The 20,510-nt window shown below is 37.4% G+C and carries 18 protein-coding genes and 1 other RNA gene; 2 read left to right on the top strand and 17 right to left on the bottom strand.

Going from position 1 to position 20,510, the window contains the following annotated elements:
- Positions 1 to 69: 69 nt before the first annotated feature.
- The 10 genes from FEU33_RS04430 to cymR form a co-directional block, all read right to left on the bottom strand.
- On the bottom strand, positions 70 to 369 hold the full coding sequence (locus FEU33_RS04430) for a DUF1292 domain-containing protein (protein ID WP_146548212.1): 300 nt from the start codon (positions 367 to 369) through the stop codon (positions 70 to 72).
- A 32-nt stretch (positions 370 to 401) separates the two neighbouring features.
- Positions 402 to 692 (bottom strand): DUF1292 domain-containing protein, encoded by a 291-nt coding sequence (locus FEU33_RS04425; RefSeq protein WP_146548211.1) that lies wholly within the window; start codon positions 690 to 692, stop codon positions 402 to 404.
- Positions 693 to 701: 9 nt separating this feature from the next.
- The gene (ruvX, locus tag FEU33_RS04420; RefSeq protein ID WP_146548210.1) at positions 702 to 1,121 is read right to left on the bottom strand and encodes a Holliday junction resolvase RuvX; all 420 of its coding nucleotides are present in this window, start codon (positions 1,119 to 1,121) and stop codon (positions 702 to 704) included.
- 2 nt (positions 1,122 to 1,123) lie between these two features.
- Complete coding sequence (locus FEU33_RS04415) at positions 1,124 to 1,390, bottom strand: IreB family regulatory phosphoprotein (protein ID WP_146548209.1); 267 nt, start codon at positions 1,388 to 1,390, stop codon at positions 1,124 to 1,126.
- Between the two features lie 412 nt (positions 1,391 to 1,802).
- Complete coding sequence (gene alaS, locus FEU33_RS04410) at positions 1,803 to 4,466, bottom strand: alanine--tRNA ligase (protein ID WP_146548208.1); 2,664 nt, start codon at positions 4,464 to 4,466, stop codon at positions 1,803 to 1,805.
- A gap of 764 nt (positions 4,467 to 5,230) precedes the next feature.
- The gene (gene recD2 / locus FEU33_RS04405; protein WP_146548207.1) at positions 5,231 to 7,717 is read right to left on the bottom strand and encodes an SF1B family DNA helicase RecD2; all 2,487 of its coding nucleotides are present in this window, start codon (positions 7,715 to 7,717) and stop codon (positions 5,231 to 5,233) included.
- Between the two features lie 19 nt (positions 7,718 to 7,736).
- Positions 7,737 to 8,396, bottom strand: a complete 660-nt coding sequence (locus FEU33_RS04400; protein WP_146548206.1) for a tetratricopeptide repeat protein — start codon at positions 8,394 to 8,396, stop codon at positions 7,737 to 7,739.
- 14 nt (positions 8,397 to 8,410) lie between these two features.
- The gene (gene mnmA / locus FEU33_RS04395) at positions 8,411 to 9,532 is read right to left on the bottom strand and encodes a tRNA 2-thiouridine(34) synthase MnmA (protein ID WP_146548205.1); all 1,122 of its coding nucleotides are present in this window, start codon (positions 9,530 to 9,532) and stop codon (positions 8,411 to 8,413) included.
- Between the two features lie 19 nt (positions 9,533 to 9,551).
- Complete coding sequence (locus FEU33_RS04390) at positions 9,552 to 10,694, bottom strand: cysteine desulfurase family protein (RefSeq protein ID WP_186731314.1); 1,143 nt, start codon at positions 10,692 to 10,694, stop codon at positions 9,552 to 9,554.
- Positions 10,695 to 10,708: 14 nt separating this feature from the next.
- On the bottom strand, positions 10,709 to 11,128 hold the full coding sequence (gene cymR, locus FEU33_RS04385; RefSeq protein ID WP_146548203.1) for a cysteine metabolism transcriptional regulator CymR: 420 nt from the start codon (positions 11,126 to 11,128) through the stop codon (positions 10,709 to 10,711).
- A 147-nt stretch (positions 11,129 to 11,275) separates the two neighbouring features.
- On the opposite strand from cymR, the gene FEU33_RS04380 reads away from it, so the two are divergent.
- Positions 11,276 to 12,562 (top strand): replication-associated recombination protein A, encoded by a 1,287-nt coding sequence (locus FEU33_RS04380; RefSeq protein WP_146548202.1) that lies wholly within the window; start codon positions 11,276 to 11,278, stop codon positions 12,560 to 12,562.
- Between the two features lie 79 nt (positions 12,563 to 12,641).
- On the opposite strand, the gene FEU33_RS04375 is transcribed toward FEU33_RS04380, so the two are convergent.
- The 4 genes from FEU33_RS04375 to FEU33_RS04360 all read right to left on the bottom strand — a co-directional run bounded on the left by FEU33_RS04375 (position 12,642) and on the right by FEU33_RS04360 (position 15,834).
- Entirely contained in the window at positions 12,642 to 13,880 is a 1,239-nt protein-coding gene (locus FEU33_RS04375; protein ID WP_146548201.1) for an ABC transporter permease, read from the bottom strand.
- Positions 13,873 to 14,772 carry an ABC transporter ATP-binding protein gene (locus FEU33_RS04370; protein ID WP_146548200.1) on the bottom strand — a complete coding sequence of 300 codons (900 nt, stop codon included), beginning with the start codon at positions 14,770 to 14,772 and terminating at the stop codon, positions 13,873 to 13,875. The genes FEU33_RS04375 and FEU33_RS04370 overlap by 8 nt, the downstream gene beginning before the upstream one ends.
- Positions 14,773 to 14,986: 214 nt before the next feature.
- Positions 14,987 to 15,517, bottom strand: coding sequence for a DUF2812 domain-containing protein (locus tag FEU33_RS04365; RefSeq protein ID WP_186731313.1), 531 nt, complete (start codon positions 15,515 to 15,517; stop codon positions 14,987 to 14,989).
- A 2-nt stretch (positions 15,518 to 15,519) separates the two neighbouring features.
- Entirely contained in the window at positions 15,520 to 15,834 is a 315-nt protein-coding gene (locus FEU33_RS04360; protein ID WP_146548198.1) for a PadR family transcriptional regulator, read from the bottom strand.
- A gap of 395 nt (positions 15,835 to 16,229) precedes the next feature.
- Between FEU33_RS04360 and FEU33_RS04355 the strand changes: the two genes are divergently transcribed.
- Positions 16,230 to 17,054 (top strand): uroporphyrinogen-III synthase, encoded by an 825-nt coding sequence (locus FEU33_RS04355; protein ID WP_146548197.1) that lies wholly within the window; start codon positions 16,230 to 16,232, stop codon positions 17,052 to 17,054.
- A gap of 181 nt (positions 17,055 to 17,235) precedes the next feature.
- On the opposite strand, the gene FEU33_RS04350 is transcribed toward FEU33_RS04355, so the two are convergent.
- The 3 genes from FEU33_RS04350 to aspS form a co-directional block, all read right to left on the bottom strand.
- Positions 17,236 to 17,997, bottom strand: coding sequence for a tRNA threonylcarbamoyladenosine dehydratase (locus FEU33_RS04350; protein ID WP_146548196.1), 762 nt, complete (start codon positions 17,995 to 17,997; stop codon positions 17,236 to 17,238).
- 291 nt (positions 17,998 to 18,288) lie between these two features.
- Positions 18,289 to 18,470, bottom strand: a non-coding RNA gene (ssrS, locus tag FEU33_RS04345) — 6S RNA.
- Positions 18,471 to 18,720: 250 nt separating this feature from the next.
- Positions 18,721 to 20,499: an aspartate--tRNA ligase gene (aspS, locus tag FEU33_RS04340; protein WP_146548195.1), complete on the bottom strand. Its 1,779-nt coding sequence runs from the start codon at positions 20,497 to 20,499 to the stop codon at positions 18,721 to 18,723.
- Positions 20,500 to 20,510 lie beyond the last annotated feature (11 nt).

Below are 20,510 nucleotides of genomic sequence, written 5' to 3'. Positions count from 1 at the left end.
AAAGCTACTGCTATCAAATAAAAAAGCGGAATGCTAAGTTACTCATCCCGCTTGAACGATTGCTACTCGTTACTCTTCGCCGAATTCAGCATCGAGAGTGTTTAATACTTCTTCCACCATATCCCATTCTTCATCGGTTTCAATAGGGACAAGTTCTCCACCTTCGCCATCTTCAGCTGGCACAATCGCAGATGCGAAAATTTCTACCTCTTCGCCTTCTTTTGCGCCTTCTTTGTAATATAATACATAAGATTTTCCAAAGTCTTCCGAATCAAATGTATAAAGGACAGCGTAAACTTGCTCGTTACCATTTTCATCTACAGCAATAATGTGTTCGTGATTATGTTCATGTTCGTGATCATGTGCCATCATTAGTCACCTCTTCAAATTATTTAAACTACTTATTCTTGTTCAATACCTTCATCAAGTTCTTCAATAATGGATTCAATATAATCCCATTCTTCCTCTGTTTCGATTGGTGATAATTCACCATCTGTATCATTTTCAGAAGGAACAAATGATGACGCAAAAATTTCAACTGTACCATCTTCATCTTCAGATCCGATGACAGAGTAAAGAACATAGGATTTTCCAAACTCCTCAGAATCAAAAGTATGAAGGACCTCGCAAAGTTGCTCATTTCCATCTTCGTCAACGATAGTAATATGGCGTTGTTCTAATTCTTCTTCCATTTTTTCACCTCATATTTGTTTTCGATCCAAAAAGCCTTGCAAAATCATGACCGCGGCCATTTTATCTATCACTTTTTTACGATTTTTGCGTCGCACATCCGCTTCAATAAGTAGACGCTCTGCAGCCATCGTAGTTAAACGCTCATCCCAGAGTGTGACAGGCACGGAAAAAGTATTCTCTAGCAACTTTGCATATGCCTTGGACGCTTCACCTCTAGGACCAATTGTGTTATTCATATTTTTTGGAAAACCAACAACGAATTCCGTCACTCCATATTGTTTGACAAGTTCCTGAATTCGATCGATACCGAATTCTCCATTTTCCTCATCAATTTTAACAGTTTCAATTCCCTGTGCAGTCCATCCAAGTGCGTCGCTAACTGCTACTCCAACTGTTTTGGAGCCAACATCTAAACCCATTATTCTCATCATCAAGCCTCGTTATTCTTTTTAATATAAAATTTTACAAGTTCTTCTAAAATTTCATCGCGTTCAAGCTTGCGAATTTTATTACGTGCATCTTGATGACGAGGGATATAAGCAGGATCTCCTGATAATAGGTATCCAACGATTTGGTTAATCGGATTATATCCTTTTTCTTCTAGTGCTGCATGAACATGAAGCATGGTTTCTTTCACTTCTTGTTCCATAGATTCTTCTGGGAAATTAAATTTCATCGTTTGATCAAATTTACTCATGCTCAGCACCTCGCTTTAAAGTTATTGGAATAATCAACTACGTTCCAGTGTCATTGCATCCGAATTTTTTCGAGCTTGCTCAAAAAGCTCCTTCAAAATCCATGACATCCACCAGAGGTTTTGGGTCAACACGATTTTAATCACTCAGGTGTTGCCACAGGATGTAGCACTTTTAAGTCCGAGTTTCTCTGATTCAGCTTTCGTACTCCCGGCTCAATAGGACTTAAAATCATATTCATCTCGCCTCCTATTGAAGTGGGCATCTTCTGTGTTGCTACGCTTTCGGTATAAAAATATTTATTCCTGTTCGTTGCATAGAGCATTGGTCCTGTCGCTACGCTTTCGTCGCATAAAACATTCACTGAATCAAGATGAACTTTTCTTTGTTAGTATACCTGAATTTCTCTTCCATTTAAATAGATTTTACATAATTATACACAGAATCAAGTGCTTCCGCCAATTTTGAACCATCTTTCGCTCCAGCCATCGCCATATCTGGACGACCGCCACCTTTACCACCACATAATTCTGCAACATGTTTGACGATTTTACCAGCATGATAGCTTCCACCAGCTATATCCTTCGTTATACCTGCGCATAACATTACTTTTTCGCCAGCAGTTGCACCAAGAACGATAATACTATTATCCATTTTTTCTTTTAAATCGTCCATTAATTGACGTAATTGATTATTATCTTTTGCATCTACTTTCGTAGCGAGCACTGTAACATCACCGATTTGTTGTGCTGCTGATAAAATATTAGATGCTTGAGCACCTGCAATCTTAGCCGATAATGATTCATTTTCACGTTGTTGTTCTTTTAAATCATGTTGTAGTCCTTCAACACGAACAACCAAATCTTTTGGATTTGATTTTAGAAGACTAGCTGTTTGCTCAAGGATATGTTGTTCTTCTTTTGCTGCCAAATATGCTGCTTTACCTGTTACAGCTTCAATCCGCCGAGTACCTGCACCAATGCCTCCTTCAGAAATAATTTTAAAGAAACCGATTTCTGAAGTGCGTTTTACATGGACACCACCACAAAGTTCAATAGAATAGTCAGAAACTTGGACAACACGAACAATGTCGCCATATTTTTCACCAAATAATGCCATAGCACCTATTGCTTTTGCATCTGCTATTGGCATTTCTTCTATCACTACCGGAATATCTTGCCAAACTTTTTCATTGACAATACGCTCTACTTTTTCTAATTCCTCTTTTGTAACTGCACCAAAATGAGAGAAGTCAAAACGTAAACGATCTGGACCAACATATGAACCTGCTTGATTGACATGTTCACCAAGTGTATCTTTTAAAGCACGTTGTAGAAGGTGAGTTGCCGTATGATTTTTCACGATTAAGTTACGTTCTGCACGATCAACTTGAGCCAATACTTCATCTTCTACATGCATTTCACCAGATTCAATAATAACTGTGTGCAATGCTTGACCATTAGGTGCCTTTTGTACATCTTTGACAGATGCTGTGAAGGCATCATTTGAAATCGTACCATGATCAGCAATTTGTCCACCCATTTCTGCATAAAATGGTGTTTCAGATAAAATGACAAGTACTTCATCACCTTCAGAGGCCACTTTTACCTCTTGTCCTCCAGCAACCATTGCAGCAACTGTTGTATGAGATGTCAATGTATCATAGCCCACAAATGTACTTTTTTGTTTTAAGTTCGCTAATACCTCTGATTGAACATGCATGGAATCGACATCTTGCCGAGCATTACGAGCACGTTCTCGTTGCGCTTCCATTTCAGCTTCGAACCCTACTTCATCCACTGTCATGCCAACTTCTTCTGCATATTCCTCTGTTAGTTCTATTGGAAAACCGTACGTATCATATAGGCGGAATGCATCAGCCCCTGGGATGACTGTTTCACCTTTGACCTTTTGTGATTCTACTACTTCATTGAAAATGGCTAAACCATCGTGAAGTGTTTCATGGAAACGAACTTCTTCGTTTTTAATAACACGCGCGATGAATTCAGCTTTTTCTTTTACTTCTGGATAAAAATCAGCCATAATATTGCCAACTGTAGGAACTAACTCGAACATAAATGGCTTCTCAATGCCGATTTTCTTCGCATAGCGCACTGCACGACGCAACAAACGACGCAATACATAACCACGTCCTTCATTTGATGGGAGTGCCCCGTCACCAATAGCAAATGCGACTGTACGGATATGGTCTGCAATCACTTTAAATGGCGTGTTGATATCTTCTTGGCTACCGAATATTTCTTTGAAGTCGATTTCGTTAGGTCGTTTATATTTGCGATTCGCAAATTCTTCAATTTTTTCAATGATAGGCATAAATAAATCCGTGTCAAAGTTTGTTGGAACATTTTGTACAACTGAAGCCATCCGTTCAAGCCCCATACCTGTATCAATATTTTGCTTTGGCAATGGTGTATAAGTGCCATCAGGATTATGGTTAAATTGAGAGAACACGAGGTTCCAAATTTCAAGATAACGTTCGTTTTCTCCACCTGGATATAATTCAGGATCTTTCGAATCATTGCCGTATTGTTCGCCACGATCATAGAAAATTTCAGAGTTTGGACCACTTGGACCTTCACCGATATCCCAGAAGTTTCCTTCAAGACGGATAAGACGTTCCTCTGGCACGCCAATTTCGTTCTTCCAAATATCATATGCTTCTTGATCTTCTGGATGAATCGTAATGGATAATTTATCTCCATCGAAGCCCATCCATTTTGAATCAGTTAGGAATTCCCATGCAAAGTGAATAGCTTCTCTTTTAAAATAGTCACCGATTGAAAAGTTACCAAGCATTTCAAAAAAAGTATGGTGTCTTGCTGTTTTTCCAACGTTCTCAATATCATTCGTACGAATGGCTTTTTGTGCATTTGTGATACGTGGATTTTCAGGAATCACCGTACCATCAAAATATTTTTTTAATGTGGCTACGCCAGAGTTAATCCAAAGTAAGGATGGGTCATTAATTGGCACAAGCGGCATACTTGGTTCTTGTCTATGATTTTTTTCTTTGAAAAATTCAATGAATTTTCGACGAATTTCTGCAGATGATTGCATAAATATAAGTTCCTCCTTTAATACAATAGCTTTGTTTAGTCATATTGTTGCTACTCTTTCGTTTCGCTTCAGGTCGTTTTTCAAATAACTCTCATTTGGCCAAGCTTGTTTTCTGCGATTGCTCGTCGTAGAAGAGATATATTCCTGTCGCTCGCTTTGCTTCGTCACAGAAAAATTTTGTTTCTGTCGCTTTGCCTTCATTATGAAAAATACTACGAAATTTGTTTTCAAGCACACTGAAAAAGTCAATTTATTTCTAATCCATATAATAGCAACTTGCTTTTATCTAATGAAGTTTAATAAGATCCAATTTTCATCATGACAAATCGACATTTAAACCAATTTCCAGTGGCTTCCTCGCTTTCTCATAGAGGTTGTTGCCTTTAGCTTAGCGAAAAATTGATGTATGAAAAAATACAACCATATCCTATAACAGAGCCAATACAATAAAAAACCCTCATCCTCTTAACCAGGGACGAAGGTTAATTTTCGCGGTACCACCCTAAATTACAATAGCCTACACTATTATCTCTTAATTGACCTTAACGCGGTTAACGGCAGTTTTTGACTGCACTCAGGACGAGCTTTTCCAAATTGGTAGATGAAGATTCTCACAGCCTAGGAACCTCTTTCTGAACATTTTCCCAAAAGTACTTTTTTCCATCAACGTTTTCATTTATAGGGCATTTGAATAGTACATTCGCGGTATTACTAGTTGTATCCACTTTTTCTCTATCTTATTTTAAAAAATGCCTGTCATTATGTCAATTCTCATTGTTCATGAAGTCATATGGACTAATCCCTTTCATGCCGATCATAGGATGAATGGTATAAACATTGTCCAATGTTAGCTTTACAGTTTCCTCCGGTTCCCCTTCTACAGAAGCTTCCTCCAATAATTGTTCATCCTCTAAATGGGGCGAAGATTCATCGACATTTTCTTTACTGCCCATGCTTTTAGGTGAAGCTTCATCTACTGTTAAATCATTATTTAAACGATCCGCAAGACTTGTGTGTCTTTGTAAATCATCTGTTCTTTGGAGACCATAAATAAAAGTATCCGGTTCACCGCAAAGAATCAGATAGTTTTTCGCCCGCGTGATACCTGTGTACAGTAGATTCTTTCGAAGCATTTTTGAATACCCTCGGACAATGGGCATAATGACCATCGGAAACTCGCTACCTTGTGATTTATGGATCGAACAGCAATATGCGAGTGTCAATTGATTTAAGTCACTTTTTTGATAGGTCACTTCAATACCATCAAAAGAAACCACCAATAAATCTGTTTTTTCAATGGTTTCTTTGGCTTTAATAATTGAAATAACTTCCCCCATGTCACCATTGAAAACATTATTATTTGGCTGATTCACCAGCTGCAGAACTTTATCTCCAATACGGTAGATAGTATCACCAAATGCGATTTCTTTTGTTTTAGCACTCTCCTTTGGATTGATAAGTTCCTGTAGCATTTTGTTCATCGCATCAATCCCTGCGTTTCCACGATAGATGGGGGCCAATACCTGAATATCGTGAATAGAGAAACCTTTTTTGATAGCACTTTTTACAACCTGACCAACAACATCCGCAATTTGTTCTTGTCTAGCTCGAATAAATGATCGATCACCTGTTTTAGCCATTAAATCTTGAGGTATTTCTCCTTGCTTCATCTGATGTGCCAGTTCTATTATGGAAGAACCTTCGGATTGACGATAAACATCCGTTAATTCAACAGTCGGAATAGTTTTAGAGGCAAGTAAATCTTTCAGCACTTGACCTGGACCCACTGGTGGAAGTTGATCCTGATCTCCCACAAAAATCACTTGGCAATCATCATTTAAGGCTTTTAATAATTGATAGGCAAGCCATGTATCGACCATTGACATTTCATCAACAATAATAAGTCGACCCGCTACTTCACGCTCCGTATCTTCGTCTTTTTCTTGCCCAGTAAAACCTAATAAGCGATGGATTGTCATAGCAGGTAGTTCTGTTGATTCACTTAAGCGTTTAGCGGCACGTCCCGTTGGTGCAACTAAAACAATGGGGAACTCTTCGTCTTTCGCCGCATATTCCTTAGGATTCAAGGACAACCCATGCAATTCTGCATAAACATCTACAATCCCCTTGACGACTGTTGTTTTACCAGTACCTGGGCCACCTGTTAAAATCATTACGGCTGAATTGATTGCGGTTTCGATTGCTTGAATCTGTGTCTCAGCATAAGCTACACCAAATCGTTCCTCAGCATCGCCAATTCGTTTACGAATTTCGGAAGAAGGAAATGCAGAATGCTCTTTATTTTTTTGAACGAGTTCTGTAATTTTTGTTGCGATGCCAATTTCTGAATAGTAGAGAGAGGGCATGTATATTCTTGTTTCTTCGCCACATACCTTACTATCCTCGCCTAATTCAATGATACATTTTGAAACATCTTCATACGTTATCGTACAACGTTGGCTTGTTTCCAATAATCGCTTTGCTTCCGTCATGATTTCTTGAGCCTCAAGAAAAACATGGCCTTCAGATAATGCAGCTATATTCAAAAGATGTAAAATAGCCGCTTTTATACGCTCTGGATGATTTCCTGTTATATGTAATTTCGCACCTAGTTCATCAGCACGCTGAAAACCAACTCCATCAATATCTTCAATTAATCGGTATGGATTTTTTTGTAACACCTGCAATGTTTCGCTTTTATATGTTTGGTAAATTTTCACTGCTATCTGTGCACCAAATCCCCACTCATTCAGTTGAATCATAATACGATCAAGTCCGAGGTTTTGTTCTAGTACTGCACGAAGCGTTTGCTTTTTATCTTCTGTTAACCGAGGAATTTCATCTAATGCATCAGGATTTTCAATAATGATTTTAATCGCATCAGAACCAAGCTTTTTGACAATCATTTCGGCAGTGCGACGCCCAATGCCAGGAAATAAATCACTCGCTAAATATTGAACGACCCCAGTTTCAGTAGCTGGAATCTCTTTTTCAAAAGTAGCAGCTTGAAACTGTAGGCCGTATTTGGGATGTTGCTTTAACTGTCCTGTATAACGATATAAAGCATCATCAGTAACTGATGGAAAATAACCTGTCACAATTATTTCCTTGTCTTTATAATCTGTGTTCGTTTCTTGAATTTTCAATTTAACAATGGAAAACAAATTCTGTGCATTGTGAAAAATAGTGACAACAGGTCGACCGACGATAAAAAGCTGTTCGTCTTTCAAGAACGATAAGTTTTCAGTCAACACTGTCCCCTTCTTTCCATTAGTCCTTTTTCATCGCAAGCATGTCATGGATGTAGCGTGCTTGCTCAAATTCAGGCTGTAGTGTAAAAGCTAGCTTTAGATGGTACATGGCATCATCTATTCGCTCGGTTGAAACTGCATATAACACGCCTAAATTATAATGAGCATCCGCATTATTCCAGTCTTCAGCGATAACAAACTGCAATTCTTTCTCTGCTGGCTCAAATAATTCCAATGTGCAAAGCATAATGCCATAGGAAAGCCTTATTTGCAAATCTTGTGGTGCTAGTTCAGCTGCGCGTTGCATATAAGGTAAGCCTAACTTAGACTGCCCCTCGTGTTCAAAGCTTTTTCCTAACATATAATACGCATCTGCACCTTCGATTCCATTACGAATCGATTGTTCATATAATTTTGCAGCTTCTAAGAAACGTTCAGAATTGTAATATAAATTAGCTAATCCATAATAAGCTGTAGCAGCTTTTTCATCTAAGGTTAATGCTTTTTGGAAAAAGCGCTCAGCTCTTTCAAGATCGTCCATTGAAGCTAATAGATTGCCAAAGTTAATATAGCCTACAGGATCATGAGGACTTTCATCTATTGCTTTTGTGAATGCTTTCGCTGCATCCTCATAACGCTTTTCTTGAATTGCTTTGACGCCTTCTTCATTAAAATCCACTTTTTCCACCTCTATCACCCGACATATGTTAATTTTTCGCCATTTTTAAATACTTCATCGATCGTTGCACCACCTAGGCATTCATCGTTGTCATATAAAACGACAGATTGTCCAGGTGTGATAGCACGTGCAGGTTCATGAAAGGTGACATGCCATTTATCTTCATCAAGTAATTCTACTTCTACTGGTACATCTTTTTGGCGATAGCGGAATTTTGCGGTAGCATTAAACTTCTTTGGCATTTTACGATGTGTTGTAAAGCTTGTTTTAACTGCGGTTAAGCTCGTGGAGAAAAGTTTATCATTATAAAAATTTTGTCCAACTAATAAAACATTTCTTTTTAAATCTTTTCCTAATACAAACCAAGGATCACCATCGCCACCAATACCAAGACCATGACGTTGCCCAATTGTATAGTACATAAGCCCATCATGCTTACCCATTACTTTGCCATCGAATGTTTCCATATTACCTGGCTTGGCAGGTAAGTATTGACTTAGAAATTGTTTGAAATTACGTTCACCGATAAAACAAATACCTGTGGAATCCTTTTTGTGAGCGGTTGCTAAACCTGCTTCCGCTGCGATTTCACGAACACGTGGCTTTTCTAATTCGCCAATCGGGAACATAACTTTCGATAATTGTTCTTGTGATAATTGGTTTAAGAAATAAGTTTGGTCCTTGTTTTGATCGACACCTCGCAGCATTCTTGTTTCACCATCACGAACTTCTACTCGTGCATAGTGACCTGTTGCAAGATAATCTGCACCAAGTTTCATGGCATGTTCTAAAAATGCTTTGAACTTGATTTCTTTATTGCACATAACATCAGGGTTTGGTGTACGACCAGCCTTATATTCTTCTAAAAAGTAAGTAAATACTCTATCCCAATATTGTTTTTCAAAGTTTACAGCATAGTAAGGAATGCCGATTTGGTTACAAACTTTGATAACATCTTCATAATCTTCCGTAGCAGTACAAACGCCATTTTCATCAGTATCATCCCAGTTTTTCATAAAGATACCGATCACATCGTAGCCTTGCTTTTTTAATAAATAAGCCGCTACAGAGGAATCGACTCCTCCAGACATGCCGACAACAACACGGGTTTGTGAGGGGTCTTTTGTTGCGCTCATATTGTTCACCTTTTTTCTGTTATTTCACTAAGCGTTTTACAATATCAATTGTTTTGTATGCAGCTGTTTGAACATCCTCTGTTGTCAAACCATAGCCAAAACTAAAACGAATAGAGTTATGCAGTTCATCCGCATCTTTTCCATACATAGCAACTAATACATGTGATGGATCAATAGAACCAGCCGTGCATGCAGATCCACTTGATGCAGCTACTCCCGCCATATCTAAATTGACTAAGAAAGATTCAACTTCCATTCCCGTAAAACTAATGTTTAAAACATGTGGTAAATAGTGGACTTCATCACCATTTACATGATAGGAGATGCCCGCTTGATCTAACTTTCCCAAGAATATTTCGCGGAAATTTTTAAATTGTTGTTGTTTTTCTTCAAAACTTGCTTGGGCAATTTTAGTAGCCTCTGCAAAGCCAACAACTGCTGGTACATTCTCAGTGCCTGCACGACGTTTACGCTCTTGCTCACCACCCAAAATAATGGGTTGAAGTTTCGTATGATCGCGCTGATATAAGAAGCCCAAACCTTTTGGACCGTTTAGTTTATGTGATGAAACAGATAGTAGATTTACTTGAAGTTCATCGACATCAAGCTTTTGGATACCAAAAGCTTGAACTGCGTCTGTATGGAAACTTGCTTGATGATTTTTTAATAGTGCCCCAATTTCCTTAATTGGTTGTAGTGTGCCGACTTCGTTATTACCAAACATAACGGTTACTAAAATGGTATCATCACGAAGAGCTTTTTTTACGTCTTCAAGTGAAATCATCCCTTTTTCATTGACAGGAAGATAAGTCACTTCAAAGCCTTCTTTTTCAAGTTGTTGGCAAGTATGAAGCACTGCATGATGCTCGATTTGGGTTGTAATAATATGACGACCCTCATTGCGTCTAGCATGTGCAGTACCGATAATCGCTAAGTTATCTGCTTCACTACCACCACTTGTTAAAATGATTTCGTGTTCCATTGCACCAATAGCGTTTGCTAATACTGCTCTTGCTTCGTCCAAATATTTTCGAGCATAGCGACCAATACCATGAATACTAGAGGGATTGCCAAAGACAGTACTCATCGTTTCTGCCATCTTCTCAATGACTGCTGGATGCATAGGAGAAGTGGCAGCATGGTCAAGATATATTTCTTTCATGATAAAAACTCCTTTTAAATGTAAAACATATAACCATCATCATTTTGTTCTTCTGTATAAGTCGCTAAATCATCAAGTGTCGTTGTTTCAAGCACTTCTTTTACTGCATCGCGAACTCGTAGCCATAACTCTCGTTGTGGTGGTGCCTCTTCTTCAATTCCTTCTACAGGTTGAATCGGTCCTTCTAACACTTTAATCACATCAGCTGATGAAATTAAATGTGGTGCTTTTGACAACATATAACCACCGTATGCACCGCGAACACTCTTAACAAGACCAGAGTTTCGTAATGGAGAAACAAGCTGTTCTAAGTATGCTTCCGATAAGTTGTTGTCTGAAGCGATCTGTCTAAGTGGAATAGGTCCCTGACCATATTCTTTTGCTAATTCAATCATAATTGTTAGGCCATAACGCCCTTTTGTTGATATTTTCATATATACACCTCTAAAATAAGCTATTTGTCTAGATTAAAGTATAGCATATTTCTTTTCATTCTACTCAGGAATGATTTATGATTATTGTTACGAGTTATCGAAAAATGTTTAATGACAACTATTATTGTGAAAGAAAGAGGTGCCCACATGCCAAACGAACCACTCGCATTTCGTATGCGACCACGTAATCTTGATGAGGTGGTCGGTCACCAAGAAATAATCGGACAAAATACGACTCTTTATAAAATGATTCAAAACGGTCATGTGCCATCTATGTTACTCTACGGAGAGCCAGGAATCGGTAAAACGTCTATTGCCTTTGCAATCGCCGGCTCATCCAAACTACCCTTTTTTGCCTTGAATGCCACACGTGCAGGAAAAAAAGATGTAGAAAACGTTGTAGAGGAAGCCAAATTATCTGGACAAGTCATTTTGTTTTTAGATGAAATTCATCGATTTAACAAATTACAACAAGATACATTGCTTCCTCATGTTGAAAATGGCTCTATCGTGTTAATCGGGGCTACAACTGAAAATCCATTTCATGATGTCAATCCCGCTATCCGCTCTCGTTGTGGAGAAATCAAACAACTCAAACGACTAACAGACGATGATATAAACACACTTATTCTTCGTGCCTTAAAAGATAAAGAACGTGGACTAGGACGCTACAAAATTCGAATGACCGATGACCAACGTGCTATGATCGTACAAGCTGCTCATGGGGATGCACGAAAAGCACTAACGCTATTGGAATCGGTCTATTACTCTTCAGATGAAGAAAATGATGAAACAATTGTACAAGATTCCATCGTGAAAAATCTAGCAGAACGCATTGGTGTGTATGGTGATAAAAAGGGCAGCCATTTTTATAATCTATTGTCTGCATTACAAAAATCTGTTCGTGGCAGCGATGTCAATGCGGCCATTTACTATTTAGCTAATTGCTTGGAAAATGGAGATTTAGTCGCAGTAAGTCGTAGATTGCTTGTGATGAGCTATGAAGATGTTGGACTCGCCGCGCCAGAAGTTGGCTCACATGTACTGGCAGCCGTCCAATCAGCTGAAAGGCTAGGAATGCCAGAAGCCCGAATTCCTCTAGCCCATGCAGTCATTGAAATGTGTCTTGCCGAAAAGTCAAACTCAGCCATTATTGCAATCGATACAGCAATCGCAACGATCCATGCTGGCAAAACAGGAGAGATTCCTATGCATTTGCGTGATGCGCATTATGCCGGTGCAAAAGTGCTTGGAGTCGAAGGCTATCGATATCCGCATGACACACCTATAGGTACATTTGGCGGTTGGGTAGATCAGCAATATTTGCCAGATGAACTAGAAGGAGTTGAATTCTACCATCCCGTCATTGCCGGACAAGAAAAACGAATGGCAGGAATCTATGATCATTTGAATAGCTTGAAAAAGAAAAAATAATAAAAAAAATATAAAAGACAAGTAACTAAAATGCTACTTGTCTTTTGTTATCGCCACTTTATACTGTGAAATGATGAGATTATGTAGTGACTTTCAATACGGTTTTAATTTTTTGAATAATTCCACCTGAGCTATATGTTAACACGCTTCGTTTGTAGAATGAAAGACTAACATAAAACAATACCACAACCGTAGCGATTAATATGATCAGGGCAATCAGTGGTTCTGTAGGTGATAAATCTGTTGCGCCTATTCGAAGTGGCATAACCATCACTGTCGTAAAAGGAATAAATGAAAATATTTTCACAAGCAGTGTATCTGGACTATATAAGCCTGACATCAATACATAGAAACCAGCGATGCCCATGAACATGACCGGCATCATTGTCTGACCAGCCTCTTCCACTTTGGATACGAGTGAACCAAAAAGAGCACCCACAATCAAGAACAAGAAAATAGATAAGATGAGATAAGCAAGTGTATACACTACATAACTGACGGACAAATTTTCAATAACCCCTGCAACTTTCTTCCATTTTGAACCATCATCAACCGTTAACAATAACAAAATTTGTACAACTAATAATAAGGCTACTTGCGAAAAAGCCAGTAAATAAGTTCCTGTAATTTTTGCTAAAAAGTGAGTAGAAGGTTTGACACTTGCGAGCAACACCTCTAATACACGCGAGCCTTTCTCAGAAGCTACATCTGTCGTAATAATGGATAAAAATGAAATAACGATTGAATACACAATCGAACCAACTAAAATAGAGGCTCCAATACCCGCAGCCTTTTCATCTTCACTTTTACCATCTTGCTTTTGCATATCTAGATTTTTCATATGAATAGGCGTTTGCGATTCAATAATTTGAGCTGCTTGTTTAGTTGTTAAATGTAGTTGCTGTACAGCATATATTTTTCCAGCATATTGTATCATTGATGATAATTTTGTTTGGTCATTGAATTCAAGTGGTGTATAGGTTACAATCTCAGCATTTAATCGACCATCTTTTTCCGTCAGAAAAACAGCTGCGTCTAGTTTTTCAGCTTTTATCTGCTTCTCAATCGTTGCCTGATCTTCAGTAGGAAATGAAAATTTCACATCATCATCAGATTGAAACACTTCTTTAAAATCCTGCTTCGTATCATTGACCATCGCAATTTTAAGGGGTTCTTCCGAAAATATAGCCGCTTTAATATCAGACCAAAACATAATCCCACTAACAATTGCTACATAAAGTAATGTAGAAAAAATAAAGGACTTCGATCTAATCTTTTGTTTATACAGTTGTGTTGCTAATAACCAAAATTTAGACATGTTCTCCACCTACCAAATCTTTGAAGATTTCATCTAACGATAAATAATCCATACTAAACTTCTCCATATATTTACCTTTTCCAAGTATTTGAAAAAGTTGTTCCCCATATAGCTCATTTTCTAATAGTAACGTGTATCCATCCTTCGTTTTCTTTACTCTTTTGACACCAGGCAGTGCATTCAACTGTGATTCTTCTAGCTCAGATCGAATGCTTAACTTGATCTTTCCATACTGCTCCTTTAAATCTAGTAAACTACCCGTGAACAAGGATGCACCTTTTTTTAGCACACATAGATGATCGCAAAGTTCCTCTACATTATCCATTTGATGACTTGAAAAAAGGATGGTCGTTCCTTTTTCCTTTAAAAATAAAATAGCATTCATTAATAATTGTCGATTCACTGGATCGAGACCACTAAACGGTTCATCTAGTATGAGAAACTCTGGCTGATGGATAAAACTTGCGATCAATTGCACTTTTTGCTGATTTCCTTTAGAAAGGGTCTCAGCTTTTGCTTTCCGTTTATCTTCTAAATCAAATCTCTTGATCCAGTAATCTACTTCTTTTTTCAAATCTTTTTTTGTCCATCCACGTAAAATGCCAAAGAAATATAGTTGTTCTTCTACCGCCATAGTGGGGAAGATTCCTCTTTCTTCCGGCAGATAACCAAGTATATCTCGATTGACTTTGTTCATCGGTTGTTCGTTCCAGGTAATATCCCCTTCTGTTGTCTCCTGCAAATCTAGAATCATTCGAAACGTTGTTGTTTTACCAGCTCCGTTTTGACCGATTAAACCAAATATCTCTCCCTTTTTAATGGTAAAAGATAGCTGATCTACCGCTGTGAAATCTTGATATCTTTTTGTAACTTGATCTATTACTAGCGTCATTCTCCTTCTCCTTTTATCGAAAATTTCCAAACCTATTACATATACGTCTCAACATTCAAAATGTATTCACTTTTTACTAATTTTATTTATCTTAGGAATGAACAGGAAGACATCAACTTCAAAACTCTAGTAAAGAGCAATAAAATAATGAAAGATCAGCTGTCTTATGCTTCTCCTTATTTTTTCTAATCAACACATCTGATATATAATCACCTTAATCAGCAAATATTCCATGATCCTGTTGTAAAATTTTCTTTTTTCTATGTATCTTTTTAAAAGCGAAAAATAAAAGAATGACAACAAAGAAATTGAATAAACTACTCAAGGCATTTACGTCACTTTTTTCTCCCTCTCCCATAAAAAATAGAAATAAATTCAATATTCCAGCAACTAAATTGAAAATCAATACGTAGAAATAGAAGTGAGAGATTTGTTTATAATAAATGATTTTGGAAGCATAATTTGTATACAATTCAAACGTTTCCTCAGTCGATTTTCTACGAACATATACCCATTTGTTAAAAATACAGACAATTTCCACGCCTGCTGATTCTAAAAAATCTAAATAGTCTTGGCGATCTTTTGGTAATAATACAATGCGATAAGTATACTTTTCTGAGCCACCTTCCTCAAAGCCATAATAAAATGGGAAAACTTTCTTTAGCTGACGTCCTTTTTGGCTTTGTTCATTAATCCATTTTTCTTCTTTTTCATAATCGATAAAGCCCCGAAAATATCTCTTCATCATCATTCCTCCTGACTTAATAAATGTTGTCCATTCTTATAAAGCTCTTTTAAACGTTCAACTTCTTTTTTTACTATTTCTTTGCCTAAATCAGTAATAATATATTCCTTTTTTCGCCCATCTTCATCATATGGAACAATCCATTTTTTCTTTTGCAACGATTTAATGGCACCATATATGGTTCCTGCTCCTAACTTAACACGTCCACGACTCATGTCATCTGCAAACTGCATAATGCCATATCCGTGACGCGGCTCATAAAGTGCCAGTAAAATATAATACACGCCTTCCGTTAAAGGAGCATACTCATCTGACATGAAAATCCCTCCATACATTGGCATATGATATATCGTATGTCGATATATTAAATATATCAGCACTCGATATATTCAGTCAACCATAAATGGAAATAATGCCTAATTATATTTTGTGTAAATGGTATTCAGAGTTTGAGATTTAGGTTCAAAGGTACTTTCACTAATGTGCATTAGGATGTCCTCCACCACATTCCTCCTTTCCAAAGAGTCTCTTCTATAGCTGACATCTTTTTCTTCAACACAAAAACAGCTTCTTTTTGTCGCTTCGCTTTCATCATAAAAACCGCCGTTGATGAAGACAAAGAATTTCCAATCCCCAACATGAACACTATATAAATGCAACGAAATTTCTGTTAAAATAATAATATAAAGTAATCATATTGGAGATGAATGCATTGACAAAATTAGAAGGAAAGCGAATTGCACTTTTAGGCGCTCGAAAAGCAGAAGAGCAAAGTACAATCGTCCAAAATCTTGGCGGCACGCCCATATTGCGCCCTTCTCAAGGAACCATTTTTTTAAATGATGAAAATGTAAAAACTGAAGTGTTAAATATCTTAGAAGGTTATTTTGATTGGATCATCTTGACAACAGGAGTTGGTACGGAAACACTCATTAAAATTGCGGATGAACTAGGAAAAAAAGACGATTTTCTAGTCGCTTTAAAAAATACAAATATTGCGGCAAGAGGCTATAAAACTGTGAATACATTAAAAAAGTACAGCCTTACCCCGATTGCAAGAGATGATGATGGAAGTACGGTTGGCTTAATAAGAGACTTAAAACGCTTTGATTTAAAAGATTTACATATCGCATTGCAACTTCATGGAGATCCAGCACCCAATCTGGTCAATTGGTTAGAGCAGCAGCAAGCCGAATTCCATGAAATCCTTCCTTATCAACATATCCCACCTGAAACGACGATTTTAGAAAAATTATTAGCTGAGATACTCGAACAAAAAGTTGATGCTGTAAGTTTTACAAGTACCCCTCAAGTTCGTTACCTTTTTGCTTATGCAGAAGAAAAAGGAAAAAAAGCGAAACTACTTCAAGCTTTTGAAACAAATGCAGTGGCATTATCCATTGGAAAAGTAACAGGACAAGCTTTAAAAGAACAAGGTGTCCAACGAATTGTTATACCAGAAAACGAACGAATGGGCAGCGCCTTAGTAAAACTTGCCCAATATTATGATCAACTTGAAAATGTCTTAAGTGAATAAAAAGCGAAGAAATAAGTTTAGAAAGGCAGGTACTCTCTCTTGATATCCATTTAGCGAAAGAAAGTGCCATTCATTGATCAAAAAAGGAACTACTTGGAGCAATCATCAATCATTGAAAAGCAAAAGGTACAATTTAGATTCCATACTAAATTGTACCTTTCTATTTTTCCGACAGTTCCTTCTAACCTTGGATATGTTGAATATGAACGTCTTTTAAGATATCATTAATCACCCAACTTGCAGCAAATAATCCTACTGTAGAAGGTGTGAATGCATTGGAAGATGGCGGCATCTTTGCCTTTCTGATCGCTGCATCTGGCTTCCCTACTGTTTGTGCAACGTCCTCCCGAATAACAACTGGACTTTCATCAGAAAAAATAACAGGGACGCCCTTTTTAATACCTTCTTTGCGCAATTTTAGACGAATTACTTTGGCAAGTGGATCTGTATGTGTTTTTGAAATATCAGCAATTCTAAAACGAGTTGGATCTGTTTTGTTAGCAGCCCCCATACTAGAAATCACTTTAATATTACGTTTCAAGCATTCTTTAATAATGTGGATTTTATATTTTACTGTATCAGAAGCATCAATGACATAGTCTATACCATAGCTAAAGAATTTTTCATATGTTTCTTCTGTATAAAACATATGCAGATCGATGACTTCACATTCTGGGTTAATATCCGCAATTCTTTCTTTCATTACTGCTGATTTGGATTTGCCAATGGTAGAGAGATAAGCCACTAATTGACGATTGATATTAGTAATATCTACTTCATCCTTATCGACTAAAATAATTCGCCCCACTCCACTTCTAGCACATGCTTCAGCAGCGAAAGAGCCAACGCCTCCAATACCTAAAATAGCGACTGTCGTTTTTTTAAGTTTATCTAAACCTTCTTGTCCTATTGCCAGTTCATTTCTTGAAAATTGATGTAACATGAAAACACTCTCCATCTATCAAAATTTCTATTTTGTAGTAAACCCAGTCAATTACTTTGATCATTCATAAAGCAATTATTAATTATAGCATGATTCACGGAAAGTGAAAATATATCAAAAATCCAAAACTCATTTTTCATTTCATAAGATCTTGTCTAAAATGCCTCACTTATCCTATGCCTAGCTTGTTATTGGAGTTTTGATATGGAGATCTTATGCCCACATTAATAAGGAATAAAAACAAAAAACCTCTGATCCTATAAGAATCAAAGGTTATAAGTCTCTTATGGAACAAATCCCAATAATGCCGTTGCTTTTTAAATCGTTTTGAACCCGCACTCTTTGCAGGTGGGTGTCGTATTTGAAACTTTAAAAGTCCCCATCGGGCATGTTTGCCGTTCCAAAATAACAACTCCCAATGATATTATGTTCGGTCAAGACTGATTACGTTTCAACGAACATATCAGGATTTGTTGTTAATTAATACTAACATAAGGGTTCAGAAAAATCAAAATAAACCATGAAGAATTTAATGGAAAATTTTTAAAAATAAGCAGAACATAATAGTTCAAATATGAATGGAAATTGTTCATTTTTATAAACCAAAAATCACTTATAATGTTGATTCAAAAACGAAAATAGTTAAAATAGCCATTCCACAAAATATAGTCAGGAATGTAAATAATCTATACTTTACCTTTCCTTAAACAAAATATTACCCTTTTAGTTTTCGTCAGCTAATGTCTTTGTACGGATGTGTAAATCGTCTAACTGAGCTGTTGCTACTGAGCTTGGGGCATCTGTCAACAAGCAGCTTGCAGATGCTGTTTTCGGAAATGCAATGGTGTCGCGTAAGTTATCGCGCCCAGCAAGTAGCATGATGAAACGATCCAAGCCAAATGCTAAACCACCATGTGGCGGAACACCATATTCAAAGGCATCCATCAAGAAACCGAATTGTTCCTGTGCTTGTTCTTGGGTGAAGCCAAGTACTTTGAACATTTTTTCTTGAAGGTCTTTTTCGTAGATACGAAGAGAACCACCGCCTAGTTCATAACCATTCAAAACGATATCATAAGCTTGTGCACGAACTTCGCCAGGAGCTGTTTCCATTTTGTCAACATCTTCATCGAACGGACGTGTGAATGGATGGTGAGCTGCTGTATAACGTCCTTCTTCTTCTGAGTATTCCAATAATGGCCAATCTGTAATCCATAAAAAGGCGAATTGGGATTCATCGATCAATTCTAATTCTTTCCCTAATTTTTTTCGAAGAGCACCAAGCGAATCTGCCACAACAGACTTTTTATCTGCAACAAATACTAATGTATCTCCTGGCTCTGCTTTCATACGTTCAACTAATTTTTTGCCGTAGTCATCTTGGAAGAACTTACCGATAGGACCCGTAAGCCCTTCTTCAGTTACTTTGATCCAAGCAAGACCTTTTGCACCGTAACGACCAACGAATTTTGTCAATTCATCTAAATCTTTACGAGAGTATTTATCATTAGCCCCTTTAATATTAAGGCCTTTTACTTGGTTGCCAGCTTCAACAGTTTGTGCGAATACTTTAAAGCTGCAGCCACCAACAACATCTGTTAAATCGATTAATTCTAAACCAAAACGAACATCTGGTTTATCTGAACCGAAACGTGCCATCGCTTCGTCATATTTCATACGTTGGAATGGACGTGGGATATCGATGCCTTTAATTTCTTTCATCACTTTTTGGATTAGGCGTTCATTAATACCAAGAATCTCTTCTTGTGTTAAAAAGCTCATTTCCATATCGATTTGAGTAAATTCAGGTTGGCGATCAGCACGCAAGTCTTCATCACGGAAACAACGAGCGATTTGGAAGTACTTTTCAAATCCAGAAACCATCAATAATTGTTTAAATAATTGTGGTGATTGTGGAAGAGCATAAAATTCACCTTCATGCACACGTGATGGTACAAGATAGTCGCGTGCACCTTCTGGAGTTGATTTTGTTAGGATCGGTGTTTCTACTTCTAAAAATCCTTCATCTTGTAAGAAGTTACGGATTACTTTTGTTACATCAGAGCGTAATTTGAATGTTTTATACATAACAGGACGACGTAAGTCTAAATAACGGTATTTTAAGCGCAAATCTTCATTTACTTGAATACGGTCTTCAATTTGGAATGGAGGATTCTTTGCTTTATTGATAAGTGTTGCTTTATCAATGTAAACTTCCACCATACCTGTTTCCATATTAGGGTTAATCATATCTGGTGTACGGCGTTTCACTTCGCCTTCAACTTCGATCACGTATTCATTTCGGAAAGTATCTGCAAGGTCAAGCGCTTCTTTAGAATTTTCCGGTGTAAATACAATTTGTACTAATCCTGTACGGTCACGTAGGTCAATGAAGATTAACCCGCCAAAGTCACGGCGGCGTTGTACCCAACCTTTAAGAACTACGCGTTCGCCTTCATGTTCACCTCGTAGAATACCACATTCATGTGTTCTTGTAGCCATTTCGAATTTCC

The organism is Rummeliibacillus suwonensis (assembly GCF_007896435.1).
GTDB lineage: Bacteria > Bacillota > Bacilli > Bacillales_A > Planococcaceae > Rummeliibacillus > Rummeliibacillus suwonensis.
Note: the sequence above shows the minus strand (reverse complement) of the source record. Positions and strands in the feature narration are given on the sequence as shown.

Excerpts from the sequence above, each read along its gene's own strand:
- FEU33_RS04430 (WP_146548212.1), bottom strand. The coding sequence starts at position 369 with ATGGCACATGATCACGAACATGAACATAATCACGAACACATTATTGCT.
- FEU33_RS04425 (WP_146548211.1), bottom strand. The coding sequence starts at position 692 with ATGGAAGAAGAATTAGAACAACGCCATATTACTATCGTTGACGAAGAT.
- ruvX (WP_146548210.1), bottom strand. The coding sequence starts at position 1,121 with ATGAGAATAATGGGTTTAGATGTTGGCTCCAAAACAGTTGGAGTAGCA.
- FEU33_RS04415 (WP_146548209.1), bottom strand. The coding sequence starts at position 1,390 with ATGAGTAAATTTGATCAAACGATGAAATTTAATTTCCCAGAAGAATCT.
- alaS (WP_146548208.1), bottom strand. The coding sequence starts at position 4,466 with ATGCAATCATCTGCAGAAATTCGTCGAAAATTCATTGAATTTTTCAAA.
- mnmA (WP_146548205.1), bottom strand. The coding sequence starts at position 9,532 with ATGAGCGCAACAAAAGACCCCTCACAAACCCGTGTTGTTGTCGGCATG.
- FEU33_RS04390 (WP_186731314.1), bottom strand. The coding sequence starts at position 10,694 with ATGAAAGAAATATATCTTGACCATGCTGCCACTTCTCCTATGCATCCA.
- cymR (WP_146548203.1), bottom strand. The coding sequence starts at position 11,128 with ATGAAAATATCAACAAAAGGGCGTTATGGCCTAACAATTATGATTGAA.
- FEU33_RS04380 (WP_146548202.1), top strand. The coding sequence starts at position 11,276 with ATGCCAAACGAACCACTCGCATTTCGTATGCGACCACGTAATCTTGAT.
- FEU33_RS04375 (WP_146548201.1), bottom strand. The coding sequence starts at position 13,880 with ATGTCTAAATTTTGGTTATTAGCAACACAACTGTATAAACAAAAGATT.
- FEU33_RS04370 (WP_146548200.1), bottom strand. The coding sequence starts at position 14,772 with ATGACGCTAGTAATAGATCAAGTTACAAAAAGATATCAAGATTTCACA.
- FEU33_RS04365 (WP_186731313.1), bottom strand. The coding sequence starts at position 15,517 with ATGAAGAGATATTTTCGGGGCTTTATCGATTATGAAAAAGAAGAAAAA.
- FEU33_RS04360 (WP_146548198.1), bottom strand. The coding sequence starts at position 15,834 with ATGTCAGATGAGTATGCTCCTTTAACGGAAGGCGTGTATTATATTTTA.
- FEU33_RS04350 (WP_146548196.1), bottom strand. The coding sequence starts at position 17,997 with ATGTTACATCAATTTTCAAGAAATGAACTGGCAATAGGACAAGAAGGT.
- aspS (WP_146548195.1), bottom strand. The coding sequence starts at position 20,499 with ATGGCTACAAGAACACATGAATGTGGTATTCTACGAGGTGAACATGAA.